Consider the following 17,143-nt stretch of genomic DNA (forward strand, 5'->3'; position numbering starts at 1 on the left):
TGCTTCAGCATATTTACCTGAAGCAGCTCTTGTTATCTCAAAAATGGTAATGGTGCTTGCTGAATTCCGTTTTGAGTTGAAATATAAAAAGATTTTGCGAATCCCTCATTGTGAATACATTCGTCTATTACGAGCATTATAGGAATCTTTCGTAAGTCTAACATTAGCTCCTTTCTAACATGTTCTGCTAAAGCAAGATTTGATATAGATAAAATAAAAATACCTGGTAAACTCTTCGTATTTTCGAAGTTCAATAAATTATTTGGTCCATTTTGAATTTGATCTTCCCAAATTTCCAATCTCGATTTTAAGTGCTGTGCATATCGCTGCCCCTGTTGCACCCTTTCAAATATGAAGTTTTGATTTCCAATTGGAGTTTTAATTTCCCCAACAGCAATTGGATTATATCCCCTACCAGTACCTTGTAGCTTCGGATACCAGCACCAATTTTTTAATAACTGTTGGCCTACTGCAAACTCATATTTTATCTGATTCATAGTGACAAATCTCTGTACACCCGCCACCCCAAGTTTTAACCACTGCTCTGGCTTTAATGAGTAGTTTGTATTACGGTTATGATAAGCCCACATCATTAAATGACCTGCAGTATTTAGTGTAATTGGAGCAGAGGTTTTAGGTTGATCCGGAAATAGCCCCGATTTTATCTCCCATCTACTAACAAATCCATACAGTACTAGCTTTTTCAGCGATTCGGAAACCTGAGACCTACTAATTTTAGACTCCACAAAATTTTTAATTTGAGCTTCAGTAATTGCTAATGAATCCCAAATAAGCTTTAGTATTAAATTGTCTTTTTCATTTATAAAACCTGAATTAATTCTGTCATAAATACTACGTAAGTCTGTGAGTGGTTTGAATTTATCTGGAAGAATTGGTCCCCCCTGTAAAGAGGGGTCATCCCAAAGTGATAAAGATTGGTCCCTATTAAGCCAATATTGAACCGCCTTTCCATTCTCTTGTACGGAAACCTGCGGCGCACTCATTAGTTATATAAAAACGCCGTTGGGTCGTTAACTTTTTTGCGTCCAAAAGGAAACTTGAAGATAACCCCCGACCCTCTCTCTTTTTCTACATCCACATTCACAATTCTCATACTTACTACTTCATCCAATACTGGCTGTTCGATTGTTTTAGGGACAATTCCTTTAATTGTGCAGCCTTGGTCCAATTCAACAAAAACTCCAAAACGCGGGTCAACATTTACAACTCGCCCTACAATTGTGTCCCCTTCAGCTAATTCAGATAACAACTGATAAGGATTTTCCACTGCCGCTTTCCTAGAAACGTGAATTAGTCGTTGCTCCGGATTAAATTGTAGAACCTTAACTGGGATGCGTTCACCAATAGGCGCATAGCGATCCACTGCGTTTTTATACACTCTTCCATAGTTTAGTTCATGTAACTTCATGAAGCATTCCGCACCATTAATGCGTAAGAATATAGTAGGAACCTGAGCATTCATGTTGTATCCAGTTACTTCTGCTTCGTAGGTTGGCACTTGCAGTCTTTCATCTTGCTCCAATTCTATCAACTCACGAATTAAAGCATCTGCAGATCTCCTACTTGCTTCTTTTACTGAAACCTGAACTTTATTTACATCTAGTTCATCAGACATTTGAGTAATTACTACGTTAAAAATATTACCTGTGAATTGTGTAATACTTCTAAAAGAGTAATCAGAGAAGTCCTCTTTTTTACAAACACCTATAATCTTACCGTTTTCAAGGGCAAACTCAGCATATTCAGTATCTGGATCGTCTTTATCGTGTCTTTTAACCGTTCTCAATACCGCTTGAATTGGCCCTTTATATCTACGTAGTGCCTGTAGCTTTTCATAAGTTTTTGAATCCATAAAAATATCTCCTCTCCCTCGTTCAATATTTATAAAATTCAAAAATAATACTTCTACTTGGATTATTGATATTTTTAACTGAGAAACTAAGTGTTTTAGAAATATTTTCTAAAATTTTTAAAACTAGTTCTGATCCTTATCTTATTTGTAAAAGTTAATGTTAAAATAGTTGTATATTTAATCAATTAAATTTTTATCAAAAACTAATCCAATATGAACTATTCTTTTATTTTCAATTTTGATTGGAAGGGGAAAAAGAATGCGTAAACTGTTTAATGAAAAAAGGATATTAGAAAAAGAAACCGAGGAAGGTTCGCTTTATTTCATATTACCTACAGAGGCATTTCAGAAATACGTAGGACTTTGGGGGTATCTAATACGACCTGGAGAATTTCATAAACCTGTGAAGTGGGTAAATACATATAAAATGCACTCTTTGGATTCCTACGTATTACTAAATGAATTTAACCCTAACGAATATGAATACATGATTTTTGAAGAGTTTGGTTTAGCCAAACAGCTAAATCAAATATTGACTTCTCATGGAATAAATATAAACAATAGCTTTGAAGAGTTTTTGAATATAGCAGAAATACCAGCGGCAGCTGTAGAAGAAGTAAGAGATTGTTTAATTAAAAATGAGTGTATGAACATTTATCCAGAAGATTTCCCTATTGTAGATGGGTATGAATATGCATTTGCAGGAGAAAAGAAAAAATTCATTGTTGAAACTGAAGATCATTATGATGATGTTACTTTGTATGATCAAACCCATTACTTTTCCGATCATTACATTGTGGAATCATACAAAAAAACAATTAACGGGCAACATACATACTTATACAAAACACATTACGATGAGTGGTATCAACTTTATTCTTTAGACACAAGTGATAAGTGCTGGGTTTTTAAAGAAGTCTATGAAGATGAATTGGATAACCTACCACTCTCCTCATATGAAAAAATGATAACTGAAAAAAGAGAGATTCCACAAGAAGAAATAAATTATCAATTAAATTTAAAGAAATTACATGACCCTAATACTGAATGTGATTTTTATTACTCTGACAAGATATTTGCTTTAGGCTTCTTAAATAATGGGGGAAGAATTAATGTAGTAAACATTGATGGAGAATTAAAGCGGTATAGCGAGATGGTTTTTAAAGGGGAACAGCCATTCTCAAAATGGGACGATTTAGTATATGTAGGTACAGCAGCGCAAAAGGAAATACAAGAAGATATTCTAACAGAGCAAGAAATGATGCAATTTGCTGTTTATATGAGAGAAAAAAAGGAAAGGTCTGTATAGTGATAATAAAGTTATTGAATTTTGATTAAAAAAGATAAGAGCCTTACTACATTCTATATGCAGCAAGGCTCTTTAAAGTTGTTTCAAATTATATCCATCTGCTTATGTAATGCTTAAAAAATGAATAATAAAGTTGTTTACTTCTTATTAAACTAACGCCCCCGTTAGTTTAAGTGTAACTCTTCACAATTATTTGATATTATATAGATAAATAGAAATATAAATCAGAATTTAGTTTATAGTTATAAAAATAAGTTATTTATACCCTTATAATTCTTCAGAAAGGAGAGTGTATGAAAAAGACTATTGTTTTTGTATTAACGATATTTATATTATTCTCAGGATTCGCAACACAAAGTTATGCGTTGTCAGATTCGAAATCTGTGGCAATACAAGCATTGCTAGATGATGCCTGTCGTACGTCAGGTGTGCCTGGAATGTCACTCTCAATACTTGCTGATGGTGAAGTGTTCTACTTTTCTTCTGGGTATGCAGATCTTGAAAAGGGACTGTCTGCAAGTGAAAATACACTCTATGAGTTGGCCTCGGTGAGTAAAGCTTTTACTGGTATGGGGATTTTGCTATTGGAAGAGCAAGGGCTGCTATCAATGACTGACCCTATCCAAAAATATTTACCTTGGTTTACGTTAAAGTATCAAGGTAAACCTGTTGATATGCAAAAACTTACACTAAATAACTTTCTTCACCATACCAGCGGCCTAACAAATATTAGACATCTTCAAAATATTCCACAAGGTAATACGCCTGATATGTTGCAAAAGACTGTGGAAACGCTGGTAGATGCCGAATTGGCGTTCTCTCCCGGTGAACAATATAACTATGGAACCGTTAATTATGACGTATTGGGTTTGGTTATTGAGATTGTATCACGACAAAGCTATGAAGACTTTATGAAGGAACAGGTACTTCTACCCTTAGGTCTTCACCAGACGTATGTTTATAAAGAAGATGCTCAAGCCACTGGACAGTTAGCACAGGGCTACCGTTCTTCCTTTTTTATAACAACTCCATTTAACGCTCCGGATTATGCTGGGAATAAACCTGCCGGCTATATCATTTCTAATACAAAAGATATGACGCGTTGGATGGGCATACAGATGGGGATCGTGCAGGACATACCCGAAATATTTCACAGGGCCATCGAAAAATCACATAGAGGTGATATGTCTGTTTCGGCTGTCAATGGTATGTATTATGCGGCAGGTTGGTTGGTAAACGCCGAACAAACGTTTATAGAACACACTGGGGGTAATCCAAATTTTAGTACCAAAGTAGCCATACTGCCAAATGAAAGAACAGCCATCTGCTTACTGAGCAACGGCGCAAATACCAATATAAACCTGGTACTACAAGTTAAAAATATATTAAACGGCAATCTAACTCAGTCATATGAGATAAGTGGCACACAGCTTTTGGACATCATTTTGTCGTCTACCACAATTATTCTTTGCCTATTAGCCGTTCTGTTATTTTTCTTAGAATTAAGAAAAAGGAAAACGAATGAGCAGCAGCCAATGACAAAAAAGAGAACAATCGTAACAATTATTTTCCTAATCGCTACGATTGCCCAGTGTATAATGTTTTTTGCCTTCGATTGGTCAACGATACTTATTTGGCAAACATATAGTGTTCTTACAGCTTTAATTTCGTCAACATTATTAACAGCAAGCATTACTTGGTTTGTATATACTCACCGATTAGATGCCTCGGTCCGAAAATAAGTATAATGTTAAGTAAATAAATCTTAATTTATCGATATCCTTAATTTAAAAAACAGAAGACACCTCGGTGTCTTCTTTAATGTCATCGACACTTCTCCTAGTTAAACCCACTTGCTATTTCTTCTACTAACCTGCCTCGTTAGTAGAAGAAGGATTTTTAAACAAATATATTATTTTTTAAATGACTTTATTGTAAATTAAACAACTTTATTATCTCTGTACAAGGTCTTCATTACATTAATTTGTTAGGTATCAAAAATAACTACTAAAAGCAAAAGAGCCCTCTCTATTCAAGAAAAATAGAAAAGGCTCTTTTATTATTAATTTTTAGTTTATGGCATTTGATCTCGTAAATCTGCTAACGGGATAACCTTGTCAACGAGCCATAATTTCTTATTTCCATCATAAATTAAATTGATTTGCATTAATGACATGTTTTCTGATGATACACCATTGATAATCATTTTACTTTTAACTTTAGCAAGTACGTTTGCTTTGGTGGTATCGATGAAAGCATAGTACAATTCGCCATCAATGTACTCTGATTTAAAAGCTAACTTTTTCTTATCTTTTTCTTCTGCAGTACTTGAAGCAGGTGGGTTTGGTGCACCAGGAGGCGTCAATTCCTTCTTCGCATTTGGAGTTATATACGCTTCAACATTTGTAAGATATGATTCTCCTTTGCCAGTATCATATGTTCGGAACGCTTTCAAAAACCTCTCAGCTGCTTCCTTTACCTGTTGTTGATTATTACTCTTTAAAGCTAGTAATTCCTTCTCAGTATCCTTATATCTTGATTCTATTTTTAGTATTTTCTTAGACAACTTTTCCTTTTCATCTTTGATTTGGGCATTATCTGCGTTTATTTTTAAATTTAATCCTATGCTACCTATAAGCAATACGATTAATAAAATTGTTGTTTTTTTCATTTCACCCCTCCTATCTTGCCACCCTACCATAACCCGCAAAATGCTGTTGCCAATACGGTGTATTTAAATCTGCATAACCTATTGGATCTCCTGCATGGAACATACGATTGTTACCAACATAAATTCCAATATGTGAAATGCCTGGTTTATACGTACCTTGGAAAAATATTAAATCCCCTGGTTGTGGATCATTGGTTCGCTGTGTCATTTTAAATTGTGTTTCTGCAGTACCAACTAAATTAATACCTGCTTGCCCATATACCCACTGAATGAGTCCACTACAATCAAATGATGATTGTGGTGTTCTTCCTCCCCAAACGTAAGGCCACCCCTGATATTTAATGGCTTCATCCATTACCTTTTTAAATAATTCATCTCCGCCGGCTACTGGTCCACCACCACTACCACCTTGATAATATCTTAGTACATGCGGAACATAGTCTGGATCACCATAGCACCAATTATTAGCTACTGCCTCTGCACTTCGCCAAGAACCACATTTATAACCAGTTTTCGCTGTCTGTTCTGCAGAAAACGCTCTTGCATTCGCGTGAGAATATCCTCCATTAGAAAGTGCGTAGTTTGCATAACCAGTTCCATAGTTGTAGCACTGTAATGTAATATTTGGATCACCGTTGGATTTTTTATGACAATCTGCAAAATGCATTAAACCATATTTAATACTTTCTTCTGGATCTGTAAAATAACCAGGAGGATGATTTTGTGATTCGGAACTTTGCATAACGTCCAACTGGGTTCCAGAACTTTCTTGCTGAATAAGCGCTAATATTAACGGGGTCATCGCTTCTATGCCGTGTTGGGCTGCATATTTCCTTACTAACGGCTCCCATCTCATTACTTCAGGACTAACACTTGCAGTACCTGGTGTAAAAGGGCCACCAATCCCCCCAGGACTGACTTCATCCTCACCCATTGTAGCAGTTAATAAAAATATCACTATACCTAAACCCGCAACAGCAGCCAAAATCACACCGGCTATTATTAATAATGGTTTTGCAACAGCAACTGTAGCTGCCTTTTGAGCTACTTTAACTGCTACTTTCTTCCCTACTTGTGCAACTGCTTTACCCGCTACTTTTGTACCTTTACCAGCCGCCTTCCCTAAAGAATGGCCTGCCTTTTTCAAGGCAGGCTTAGCATTCCCTAGTTCAGCTTCAGGATGATGTTCATTTTCAAAGTCGCGATTTGGTTCCGCACTCAATGTATAAACCCTCCTTCATGAGCTGAATTATTTCGGTTTTATAGTTTCTTTTGCTTTTACATTTTTTAAAGCCTCTTGTTGTGTTTGTGCTTTCGTTTCAACTTTTTTAATTGCTGCCCCTTCTTTTACCTGTTGTTGATTATCTACTTTAGGGACATTTTTAGTTGGTTGTGATGGTGTTGTTCCTGACTGTGTTGGTGTGATTGGTTTGCTCCCCATCGGATTCGCTGGTGATGGTGTTGTTCCCGACTGTGGTGGTGTAATTGGTTTGCTCCCCATCGGATTCGCTGGTGATGGTGTTGTTCCCGACTGTGGTGGTGTGATTGGCTTTGTTTGAACTGTTGGTGTTTTAATTGTTGCTGCTGGTTTTGCTTCCGCCTTTATATCTTCTTGCTTATTCTCAAGTCCACCATTATTTTGACTTGCTACTGGTCTAATTTGAGCTTTTACATCCTCTTCTTTATCTTTTAATTCCTCATTTAATTGCGCTACTGGTTTAACATCCGCTTTTACATCCTCTTCTTTATCTTTTAGTTCTGCCTGTTGCATTTCAGGATTATTATCTTCATGGTTCCCTCGTACTGCTAATTCTGGATTCTCTTTAGTTGCGGCTACTTCTTCCTTAACCCTTTCTTGCTCCTGATTTCCTTTTCTATCGCGGACACCTAAGTTTTCCTCTTTTTTCATTTGATTAATATTCTTTTCTTTTTCTGCTTGCATTTGTTCTTTTTCCTTACGTTTGCCTTCTCCTCCCTTTTCTTTTCTATCTGTATAGTTTGCTTTCATCTGTTTAAATTTACTATAGCCTGATTTACCCACATTACTAGCCACTGCAGCACCAGTTGCTACACCTCTTCCAACTGTCTTAGATCCACGTTTAACATCACCATATTTCTGCCTAATATTGCTCATAGCATCTGAAGCTTTTGCTGCACCTGCACTTGCTGGTACTGTAGTAATAGCATCGAAAATAGTTTTACGATATAACCAAACACCTAAGAATGAAAGTACTTGTAATGCGGCAACTACTAAATAACCATACTTATCTGTTGCGCTAAATAAGATTGAAGAAACCCAAAACATTAAAGTTATAAGAAAGCCAATTGCAACTTTCATAAGCAGCGTTCGGAACAATTCAGCTAAAAATTTCTTAGCTGTCCCAGTCCATGCAGGTACTAAAGCCATCAATAACATTACTGGTGACATTAGCGCTACAATGATAAACATTAATTGGTAGAACAACATCGCCATACTACATAATCCTAAGACAACCCATAAAGGTCCGTTGATTAAGAAAAGTAGTAATACTAAAGCTCCACGCTCAAAAGTAGCATCCAAAGTTAATATCGTATTTTTCTTCTGTTCTACTTCCTCTTTTAATAGATCTTGCCTTTCATCTGCTCCTGTTGTTGTTAACATTTTCTTAATTCTTTCATCACCGATCTTCTTCATATCTGTTGTACCAAACTGTAGTAATGTATAAGGTTGTTTGATTAATAGAGTGTGTGTTAAATCTGTAATGGAATCGACACCGCTTGAATATCCTTCACTTGCTCCACTAATACTTTGAGTGGAATCAAGAACAGTTTTATTTACTTGTTCCGAAAAAGTGTTCAGTCCTTTGATAATATAACTTGAATTTGCGAAGAAAGCTAAAGTGAAAACTAAAATACCTAATGCCTTTAACAATCCTCCTAACATCTCTGACTGGCGTCGTTGTACAAAACCTACCCATATAACCCAGCAGGCTAATAAAGCTAACATGAGTCCAATTAATTCACTATATATTCCATTACCCCAAGAACCATTGAACCCTGCTGCTTTAGATATTACATCGCCTAATTTATCTCCTACATCAGCTACAATATTGAGACTCATAGATTGGCCGACCATACTTGTAACAAAAGTACTAACTGCAAGATTAATGGTCCATCCAATACTTACAAGACTAAATAACACAGCAACCATTTGTTCTTTTACTTTGTCTCCCCATTTCCAAAACTTAAGAGATTCACCAAATCCACCTTCTGGTGTATAGATGTCAATTCCATAGCTACTTGCAGGATGTTCTTCATATTTTAATTTTTCCTTATTCTTTGGAATGATATCGTCTATAAGAGAAGGTCTGGGCTCTTCCTCTGCATATACTGGAGCAGCTTTAAAAAGTAAATTAAATGCTAAAAGCAAAGTACAAATTAATAACAATAGGGTAATAAACTTTTTCATTACATGTTACTCCCCCTTTGATGGGAAACCTATTAATCTTTCGAACTAAACTCATTTGTCGGTTTAGTATTTGCTACTTCATCAATTTCATTTCGTTGAGGGCCAGAATAACTTCGAACTTTGAATCCATCTTCTGTACGAACTACTCTTACCCATTTCACTGCTTTATCGATATTTTTAGGGGGCTTCTTTGAAATAAAGTTATACATAATTGTATCCTTATCTACCACATATTCTTTTACTGTATAGTCTTTGTAAGATAAATTATTTTGTGGCCCTTGATTCGGATCTAAAATTTTATTTTTATCTCCATCGACGATAAGTTTTCTAATTGTTTTATTATCATGTTGTAAGTCGGCTTTTACAAAATCCAACATCATTTCTCTAGGAGTGTGCCCCTGTTTATCTTTTTCTTCTCCTACATTTGTTTCGCTATTTCCACATGCTGCGCTCAAAATTAGAGCGCCAGCACATAGGCTAGATAGCATTAATTTTTTTAGTTTAGTTTTTACCATATTAACTCACTCCTACATTTATTTTTTCTCCCCCTTCTTCGACAAAGGTTGCATTAACTTCCTGCTTTTCATCATCATTTGACTTTCTATAATTCTTCCTCGCATTTGGTCTAGTATCAAATGCATCATATAAATCCTTAAACACTACATCCATTGTGACAACACCTGTTCTTCCTTGGATATCTTGGAATAAACATTGTCCTGTTTCTAAATTAGTAATAATTGCATGATTTTCTTCATTATCAGGTAATCCAAAGAAATCTAAGATTGAAGAAATCTCTTTACTGTCGGTATTACGGAATGAGAACTTCATACCGATATTATTCTTAAATGTCTCATCTCCAAGGTCACTTGCACTTTGTGTAGCAAAGTATACTGCTGAGTTTAAAGCACGACCCTCACGAACTAGCTTACGAGCTAACTCTCGTCCTTGAGAAGTTCCCATGATTGCCCATGCTTCATCTAATAGAACAATTTTGAATTTAGTAGGATCCTTTTGAAAGAATTTTCTTGCAAAAGAAGATAGAGACATCAGCATACTAACTGATAAATTTTCTTGTAAGGTATAATCTTTTGGATCTTTTTGAATATCTGGCATGTCAAGATGCTGAATTTGTATGATATTTACTGCTGTATCAAGTTCAATATCTCTATTTGTTCCATCACCAAAGATTAAGTGTGCAAATGATAAATTCTCAAATGCTTGAATATGAGCTGCTAATTGTTGATCCACTTTATCCTCACTATCTTCAAGGTATTGTGACACAGCTGTTAAGCACGGCTCTTCCATTCCTGCTACGAATTCTACGGCTGAAGCTAAACGCGGAAATTTCTCCGAGTTATCTGGTTTAATACCTGTAATAAAAGTAAGAATTGTCATGGCTAACTCAATTGCATCTTTTCGGCTATGTTTATGAATGATAAATGGGTCTAGTTTCCCTTCATCTCGTCTATCAGTTCCTAGTGTAATTACGTTTACTTTACCTTCTAGACCGTGTAAATCTTCTGTCCAGTTCCCCCTCTCACCTTTTGGATCGACTATCAGTGTTTGAGCTCCTCCAAGTACGGCTAGGTAAACAATTAAGTTCGTTCCAAATGATTTACCGGAACCAGTACTTCCTGTTACTGCAACTGAAAGTGCGCTTGTTTTTTGATTTGCAACGGTATTAGTTGCTGCAAGTGAGGGTGTCATATAAACTGCTTTATTTAAAATACCAGTTGTTCCAATATAAAACCCAATATTATCTCCTAAATCTTGTGTTGCACCAAACATACCGGCTGCTAGAACTCCAGGTTCCATAAAGTGTATATAATCATTTACATACCTTCTAGAACCAGGGATAAATTCATTAAACAGCAGGAACTGATCTCCATATGGTCTTACTAGTTCAATCATCATCTCTCTATAAATAGAAATGAGTGAATTGGTATTTCGACGCATTGTATCCAAATCTTCAGCACATATACAGAAAGATACTGATGTCTTAACTAGTGGCATACGTGTCTTTTGTATAAGGGCTTGTAATTCAGTAGCTTCTTGAACACCCTCATATACGTTTAGTCCAACAGTTTGTGAATTTTCCCTTGCATGTGCCTCTTGATCTTCTAAATCTTTTTTCTTTTTATTTAGTTTAGATAGTGCTTTGCGATGGTTAATATTTTCTGTGCGTACACTCAGTTCAATTGGAAAATCGATATTTTGAATCATATACATCCACTCTTGGTCTGGAAACTCCATTGTATATGGAATCTTGGATGCTGATAAGAAACTCATATATGCTGGATAATCTAATCCATCAGAACCAATTTGGTTCATTTCTATATGTCTTCCTTTAACCTCTACTTCTGATTCCGTTAAACGTAATAGACTCTCTTGATTCGGAAAGATTGCAGAATCGTCATCAACTACTGGTGGTGTCCATCCTGCTGTAACTGGTGCTTCTAATGTACGATAGAAGTTTCGTAATACAATCCATTGTGTTTCATTTGTTTCTAAACTTCTTACTGCTAAATGTTTTCTTATTTTGTTTCTAAAGGCACTAGCTTCCCGCTTATACATCTCCAAATCAGTTTTTAATATTTTGGTATCACCAAGCAATCCAAACTGCTCTGCAGTGTTTTTAAAGGTATGAAATGCAGTGTAAAGCATTTCCTTAAGTCCCTCTTGTACGTGACGTACTTTTAATTTCACACCAATAAAGTAACGATACTCTACAGCATTTTTACCAAATTTTCTTTCTAACTCATGGACAACGTCGTCAGTATGATCTATTGCCAGCTCTTTTAATTCTCCACTAATTGTTTGTTTAAACTCATCGGCTTTCTCTTTAAAATTCTGATAAACAGGTATCATTAAGAGGTGTTTTTCTTCTTCGTAATTCCAAAATAATCCGAGTTGGCGCATAAACAACGTATTTTTATCATCGTCTCCTTTAAATTCATAAGGAATACCGTATGCCTCATAATACGCCCAGCAAGAACCATCTTGGTTAAAAATCAAATTATCATGAAAATATTTGACTGGAAATTCAACCTGATTCATTTGTGCCTCCTTAGAGAAGAATATGAGACTAAACTAATTCTTCCGTATAGATTAATTAATTACTTTTTCTTAATTGAATCATCCTTAAATCGAACTACTGTCTTATATTGATAGCTTCCAATATTGCCAGTTGTATCTTTATAACGACTCAACTTCTTTTTTTCAAATGTAAATACAAAGAATCGATATATAAATTTGTGTGGACTTTTTCCATCCAATTCTACATTTCCAAAGAAGTACGCTATACCACCAGGTAATATTAGATATTTGAAAAAGACGTTGTTTCCTAGTGGTAAAATCTGTTCTAAGAATATTATTATTAATAGTGTTCCAACAAAAATCCCCAGCTGTCTGTAAGGTACAGGGAAAGGGAGTGTTATATCCCTTATCCCATATAAACTCTTAGGAATATCCCAAATAGAGTTGTAAGTCCTTACTTCCTTGCGAGTCGGTTTCTGAGTCACTTATACCAACTCCTTAAAATTTCTATTTTTTACAAATGATCATTTAAATAATAAATTATATAATTTTGTTCCAAGGTCTTTGAATACGTCTGGAGTGAATACAAACACAGATACAATCGCACATAGTACTAACCAACCAATTAGACCAGCCATTTGTCTTTTTACAAGTAAAACTATTACACCGATGATTGCTACAACTAAAAAAATGGGACCTAACTGAGCTACTAACCAGTTTTTTGCATTCACTCCAAAGTTAATGTTGCCTAAGACCGCTGCATCCGTAATAGCAGGTAATTGCTGAGCAACCATATCTAATCCCAAAAGCTCCATAATTATTTACCCTCCACTTTCTCTAATGTGTTTTCAAATTTCTTCATAGAGCTAATTGAAAACTTGTTATCTTTATTTACAAGATTTAAATCATATGTGTATGTGTACTCTAAGCTGCTATCATTGTCTTTTAACTTAGCATCAACTAAGACTCTGTATCCTTTATCCTTATCTTCATAAATTCGTAGGTTTTCTAATTTGCTAAATGTCATAATACCTTTTAGTCCATTTGTTATATTACTTTTTTCAAAGTAGTAAGCAATTTCTTCTGGTGTTCCTTCTGTATACACTTTAAATACAGATTGTAAAAATTGTTCTACTTTTTTTATTTCTGTATCTGTATTAATTTCTCGTTCTTCTGATTTGAAAGTGGCTACTTTATAAGATGCCTTTTCTCTCTCTCCATGAACGATTGTAGGATTATTAGGGACTACCATCTTCCCTTTCTCCATTAAAATTGGTATAGAGAAGTACCTTGTAACTTCTTTTGGTTCTTTTGGTGTGTCTGGAGCTTGTGTCGTTCCAGGAGCAGGATTATTTACAGGTTCTAGTTTCTGAATGATTTTCAATGTAACTTCTGCTTCATTTCCTTTTTGCCGGACTTCGACTGCTTCCGATTTAACTAAAGTACTAGATGCGTTTTTTAAAGTATCTCTATTTAATCCACCTTGCTCGTCGGATCCTTCAACTAAAAATTTCTCTAATCGTTTTCTTCGCTCTTCAGCTACATTCATATCAACTTTCCAATTAAAATAAGTAGTGGCAAAACTATTTGCATATGCAATTAATTCAGCTTCTGACATTTTAATTTTTACGGGTTCCTCCTTCTTTTCCTGAACAGCTACTGCTCTAGGAGGACCGGCAAGTTGGATAAATGAAAGGGAGCTTCCTGCAAACACGAATCCCATCACACACCAAAATGTAACCTTACCTACTTTTCTTCCAGTTATCGCTGGAACTTTCTCCCTTGTTTTACGTTTCTTCTTTTCTTTAAGTGCTTCTGAATTTTCTTGCTGCATATCTAATATTTCGGTTGTTTTAGTCTTTGCTTTTTTAAAGAATGTAAATTTCTTTTTTTCGGGGTTTTTCTGGGATTTCTTTTTTACCATGTCTTCACCTCTCTTTTTAAATGGTTAGGAGATTACAAATTTCATTGTAATTTCCACTAATCAACTATCTAATTTAAGTATGATTTACTTTTTTCGAAAATCTAAGAGAAATAAAAAAAATTTATGTTTTATATCAAAATTTTTTTAGAATGATTAAAACTAAATATAATGTTTATTAAAGTACATAAAAAAACCAATTCCATTAAGAAATGAAATTGGTTTTACACAGGATCTGTTCTCTATAGTAAGTATTACACAATATAAAAACCTAATATAATATATATCTTTAATATATATAAAGAAAAAAGATAAAACTTTTATACAGAGAAAAAATCGTCCTAAAACATTGCTGTGGTAAGGATTCGTAATTACTTTAGCCATAAAAAATCATAAAAAGTAAATACTGGGAACGTACTTAATGAGCTGGATGAGGATTTAAAACTACAAATTATCGTAAAGTAGGTATATAAAAACTACATATAATCATCGTTAGTTTGATGCAAGTAACTGTATAAATAATAAGTGCATATTTTAATGACTTACGAACAAACTTTCCACATTTATAAAAAAACTGTACACAATTTATTAACAAATTGGTTAAAGTTAGGAACAGAATTCACTTTTTAAACAGAATTAACAGATGTTTTTCTGATTTTAAGTAGATTAAAGGCAAGAACATGATAAGAACAGTAATTAAGGCTTTATATTATACACATCAGGTCAAAATTATTAAGATATCAACAGAATACTGAAAAATATTTCTGCTTTTTTGTAGATGAAAAGTTGAAAGAAGATTGATAATTCAGAATAAATAACTTAGAAATTGTGAATATCTCAATTTGTTTCACATGCACTGTATGTAATTGCATAAAAAATAGAGAGTTGTGATCATTAAATTTGAAAACTGACTCTCTACTTTGCTTGAAGTAATACACTCCACAAGTTATCTCCAACACGAATAGCCCTCCACTTTTGTTTTTTTCAAAAGTAGAGAGCTGTATCATTACATTGCTGGAAGCAGCTGATCAACCGTATGTGGTACTTCACTTGTTGAACGGTAATATGCTTCTAAGGACTGTAGAAACTGAGTTAAATTAAAGTCTTCAGGGACCTCAATTACACGAATCTTTTCCTTCGGCAATTTATCAATTTTTTCAATGAACAGTTCACGAATTTCACTAGGGATTTGATTTCCCTTATGCCCACTAGACTTTAAGAGTTCGCGTATTTCAATTTCTAATGCTGTATATGCGTTAATGTTTACGCCTTGCTCATAAGCATACTTTCTAAATAGTGATTCTTCTTGATACTGCAGGTAATTACGATGATAAGTATCTATAGTTACAGGTACAGCATATTTCGCATGAAGCAGGTCATGCGCTTTACGGAATAGCTTTTGAACATTGCGTAAAGAGTATATAGCAAAATGAGTACCAAATTTAAAAATGGCCTCTTCTTGTTTATGTTTAGGTACATTGTGTGTAATTAAAGGATAAATTCCAGTTTTAGCAGCTGTGTCTAATACACGATATTGAGAAGATTGCTTTAATAATTTACTTAGTGTATAAACAAGCTTTTTAGGATATCCTTCTTGTCGATCAATCATTTCTCGTAAACCACGAACTACTTGGCGAATTTGACGGTGACAAGAGTGTTTTAAAACATTAATGAATTGGTTCATATCCTTGGCAAATTCAGCAATATTCATTTCAACTAACAAGTTTTCTATAAATTTAGCTTTACGCTTATATGTATCTCGTGGTGTAAATGGATCACGGTATTCTGCTCCTTCTTCCTTTGCGCATAAGAAATCAGGATGTACAGATAAGTGCAATGTTGTGTATTGCTTTTTATTCTTTTTCCCTTTTTCTAACTTGCAAATTTTAAATAAAGGAGATCCGGTAGCAGATAGTTTTGTTTCTAGTTCCTCAAGTACAGCACGAATCTGATGTGGGTATTTCTTATGTAAGTAACGATACATACCACCAAAGTGTGTTGAGTTTCCTTGTTCGTCAACTTTGAATAAAGAACGTTTCAGGGTAGTTTCGCGTTTCTGCTGCATTGCTACATCCATAAATAGCTTCTTAGCTGCAATAGATAACTCAAAGAATTCTTTTGTAAATACTATTGGGCTGATAAATGTATATGCATTTGCTTTATTTGTTTCCTTATTCATGAAATCATTTAAGATGATTTTATATTTACCACTGTACTCATTTTCGATTGTAATGATGTTATGGAAGCTTAATTTCTTCAAAGCCACATAAAATTGTGAGTGGTGAATATGTGCAAATGCTTCTTTATAATTTTTATAATCTTCCCAAAGCATATGAATCGATACATGTGAAAGCTCACCATATGTATTACATTTTTTATGAAGAAATAGAAATACTTCTAAATCAGCATTTGTAATTCCGTATAGCTTATGTTTTCTGCCTTCGTTCTTATCAAATTCACTTACTTTATCTACAATCTTTTTCATTTTCAGTGAAAAAGATGGCTTTGCTTTAGCAACAAATCCCTCTTCATCTGCAATTCGTTCTTCATAGGACATTGACTTCACAATGTCTTCTAGATAAGTATCTTTAAAACTGTAATACTTACCTTCTAAAGCATCTACTAACCTTTGCCATGATTTAATTGTTACAATTACCGGTGTTGTTGTTTCACCATTCAAACTACGTTTGTTCTTTATAACGAAAGGTTTTGCCATCTTTTTCACCTCCTTTTATTTTAAGTTGCAGTTTTCCCCACAATTAGATATAGAATTTCATTTTTGATTATATCAAATCGAATACTGGTGAAATCTGTCCCTTTAAGAGGAAAAATAAAAAAATGAAACGTGCCTCAATCCCTTGTGCGACAAGGGGTTTGACGTTTCA

Annotated in this window: 13 protein-coding genes; 2 read left to right on the forward strand and 11 right to left on the reverse strand. The window is 34.5% G+C overall.

Annotated elements, in window-relative coordinates; translation table 11 throughout:
- Nucleotides 1-32 precede the first annotated feature (32 nt).
- Both JFU02_RS03000 and JFU02_RS03005 read right to left on the reverse strand, forming a co-directional pair.
- Nucleotides 33-1,004: a hypothetical protein gene (locus JFU02_RS03000; protein ID WP_098122721.1), complete on the reverse strand. Its 972-nt coding sequence runs from the start codon at nucleotides 1,002-1,004 to the stop codon at nucleotides 33-35.
- Complete coding sequence (locus tag JFU02_RS03005; protein WP_201069668.1) at nucleotides 1,004-1,873, reverse strand: RNA-binding protein; 870 nt, start codon at nucleotides 1,871-1,873, stop codon at nucleotides 1,004-1,006. The genes JFU02_RS03000 and JFU02_RS03005 overlap by 1 nt, the downstream gene beginning before the upstream one ends.
- A gap of 259 nt (nucleotides 1,874-2,132) precedes the next feature.
- Here JFU02_RS03005 and JFU02_RS03010 point away from each other — a divergent pair, with 259 nt between their 5' ends.
- Complete coding sequence (locus JFU02_RS03010) at nucleotides 2,133-3,182, forward strand: hypothetical protein (protein ID WP_201069669.1); 1,050 nt, start codon at nucleotides 2,133-2,135, stop codon at nucleotides 3,180-3,182.
- Nucleotides 3,183-3,475: 293 nt separating this feature from the next.
- Complete coding sequence (locus JFU02_RS03015; protein ID WP_201069670.1) at nucleotides 3,476-4,924, forward strand: serine hydrolase domain-containing protein; 1,449 nt, start codon at nucleotides 3,476-3,478, stop codon at nucleotides 4,922-4,924.
- Between the two features lie 332 nt (nucleotides 4,925-5,256).
- Here JFU02_RS03015 and JFU02_RS03020 read toward each other — a convergent pair whose 3' ends face one another.
- From JFU02_RS03020 to JFU02_RS03060, 9 genes are all read right to left on the reverse strand, one after another.
- A complete protein-coding gene (locus JFU02_RS03020) occupies nucleotides 5,257-5,853 on the reverse strand; it encodes a hypothetical protein (RefSeq protein ID WP_199714266.1) in 597 nt (198 codons plus the stop codon).
- 10 nt (nucleotides 5,854-5,863) lie between these two features.
- Entirely contained in the window at nucleotides 5,864-7,075 is a 1,212-nt protein-coding gene (locus JFU02_RS03025) for a bifunctional lytic transglycosylase/C40 family peptidase (RefSeq protein WP_074651255.1), read from the reverse strand.
- A gap of 27 nt (nucleotides 7,076-7,102) precedes the next feature.
- Nucleotides 7,103-9,301 carry a CD3337/EF1877 family mobilome membrane protein gene (locus JFU02_RS03030; protein ID WP_201069671.1) on the reverse strand — a complete coding sequence of 733 codons (2,199 nt, stop codon included), beginning with the start codon at nucleotides 9,299-9,301 and terminating at the stop codon, nucleotides 7,103-7,105.
- A 32-nt stretch (nucleotides 9,302-9,333) separates the two neighbouring features.
- The gene (locus JFU02_RS03035; protein ID WP_000241150.1) at nucleotides 9,334-9,816 is read right to left on the reverse strand and encodes a hypothetical protein; all 483 of its coding nucleotides are present in this window, start codon (nucleotides 9,814-9,816) and stop codon (nucleotides 9,334-9,336) included.
- Nucleotide 9,817: 1 nt separating this feature from the next.
- Nucleotides 9,818-12,358: an ATP-binding protein gene (locus JFU02_RS03040; protein ID WP_201069672.1), complete on the reverse strand. Its 2,541-nt coding sequence runs from the start codon at nucleotides 12,356-12,358 to the stop codon at nucleotides 9,818-9,820.
- A gap of 59 nt (nucleotides 12,359-12,417) precedes the next feature.
- Nucleotides 12,418-12,822 carry a TcpE family conjugal transfer membrane protein gene (locus JFU02_RS03045; RefSeq protein ID WP_000192353.1) on the reverse strand — a complete coding sequence of 135 codons (405 nt, stop codon included), beginning with the start codon at nucleotides 12,820-12,822 and terminating at the stop codon, nucleotides 12,418-12,420.
- A 39-nt stretch (nucleotides 12,823-12,861) separates the two neighbouring features.
- Nucleotides 12,862-13,152 (reverse strand): hypothetical protein, encoded by a 291-nt coding sequence (locus JFU02_RS03050; protein ID WP_000421394.1) that lies wholly within the window; start codon nucleotides 13,150-13,152, stop codon nucleotides 12,862-12,864.
- Between the two features lie 2 nt (nucleotides 13,153-13,154).
- Nucleotides 13,155-14,261: a conjugal transfer protein gene (locus tag JFU02_RS03055; RefSeq protein ID WP_201069673.1), complete on the reverse strand. Its 1,107-nt coding sequence runs from the start codon at nucleotides 14,259-14,261 to the stop codon at nucleotides 13,155-13,157.
- 1,003 nt (nucleotides 14,262-15,264) lie between these two features.
- Complete coding sequence (locus tag JFU02_RS03060) at nucleotides 15,265-16,974, reverse strand: hypothetical protein (RefSeq protein WP_075313826.1); 1,710 nt, start codon at nucleotides 16,972-16,974, stop codon at nucleotides 15,265-15,267.
- Nucleotides 16,975-17,143: the final 169 nt, after the last annotated feature.

The sequence above is a fragment of the Bacillus sp. TH13 genome (assembly GCF_016651175.1).
GTDB classification, from domain to species: domain Bacteria; phylum Bacillota; class Bacilli; order Bacillales; family Bacillaceae_G; genus Bacillus_A; species Bacillus_A thuringiensis_S.

Excerpts from the sequence above, each read along its gene's own strand:
- JFU02_RS03020 (WP_199714266.1), bottom strand. The coding sequence starts at position 5,853 with ATGAAAAAAACAACAATTTTATTAATCGTATTGCTTATAGGTAGCATA.
- JFU02_RS03055 (WP_201069673.1), bottom strand. The coding sequence starts at position 14,261 with ATGGTAAAAAAGAAATCCCAGAAAAACCCCGAAAAAAAGAAATTTACA.
- JFU02_RS03050 (WP_000421394.1), bottom strand. The coding sequence starts at position 13,152 with ATGGAGCTTTTGGGATTAGATATGGTTGCTCAGCAATTACCTGCTATT.
- JFU02_RS03015 (WP_201069670.1), top strand. The coding sequence starts at position 3,476 with ATGAAAAAGACTATTGTTTTTGTATTAACGATATTTATATTATTCTCA.
- JFU02_RS03040 (WP_201069672.1), bottom strand. The coding sequence starts at position 12,358 with ATGAATCAGGTTGAATTTCCAGTCAAATATTTTCATGATAATTTGATT.
- JFU02_RS03005 (WP_201069668.1), bottom strand. The coding sequence starts at position 1,873 with ATGGATTCAAAAACTTATGAAAAGCTACAGGCACTACGTAGATATAAA.
- JFU02_RS03035 (WP_000241150.1), bottom strand. The coding sequence starts at position 9,816 with ATGGTAAAAACTAAACTAAAAAAATTAATGCTATCTAGCCTATGTGCT.
- JFU02_RS03060 (WP_075313826.1), bottom strand. The coding sequence starts at position 16,974 with ATGGCAAAACCTTTCGTTATAAAGAACAAACGTAGTTTGAATGGTGAA.
- JFU02_RS03030 (WP_201069671.1), bottom strand. The coding sequence starts at position 9,301 with ATGAAAAAGTTTATTACCCTATTGTTATTAATTTGTACTTTGCTTTTA.
- JFU02_RS03010 (WP_201069669.1), top strand. The coding sequence starts at position 2,133 with ATGCGTAAACTGTTTAATGAAAAAAGGATATTAGAAAAAGAAACCGAG.
- JFU02_RS03000 (WP_098122721.1), bottom strand. The coding sequence starts at position 1,004 with ATGAGTGCGCCGCAGGTTTCCGTACAAGAGAATGGAAAGGCGGTTCAA.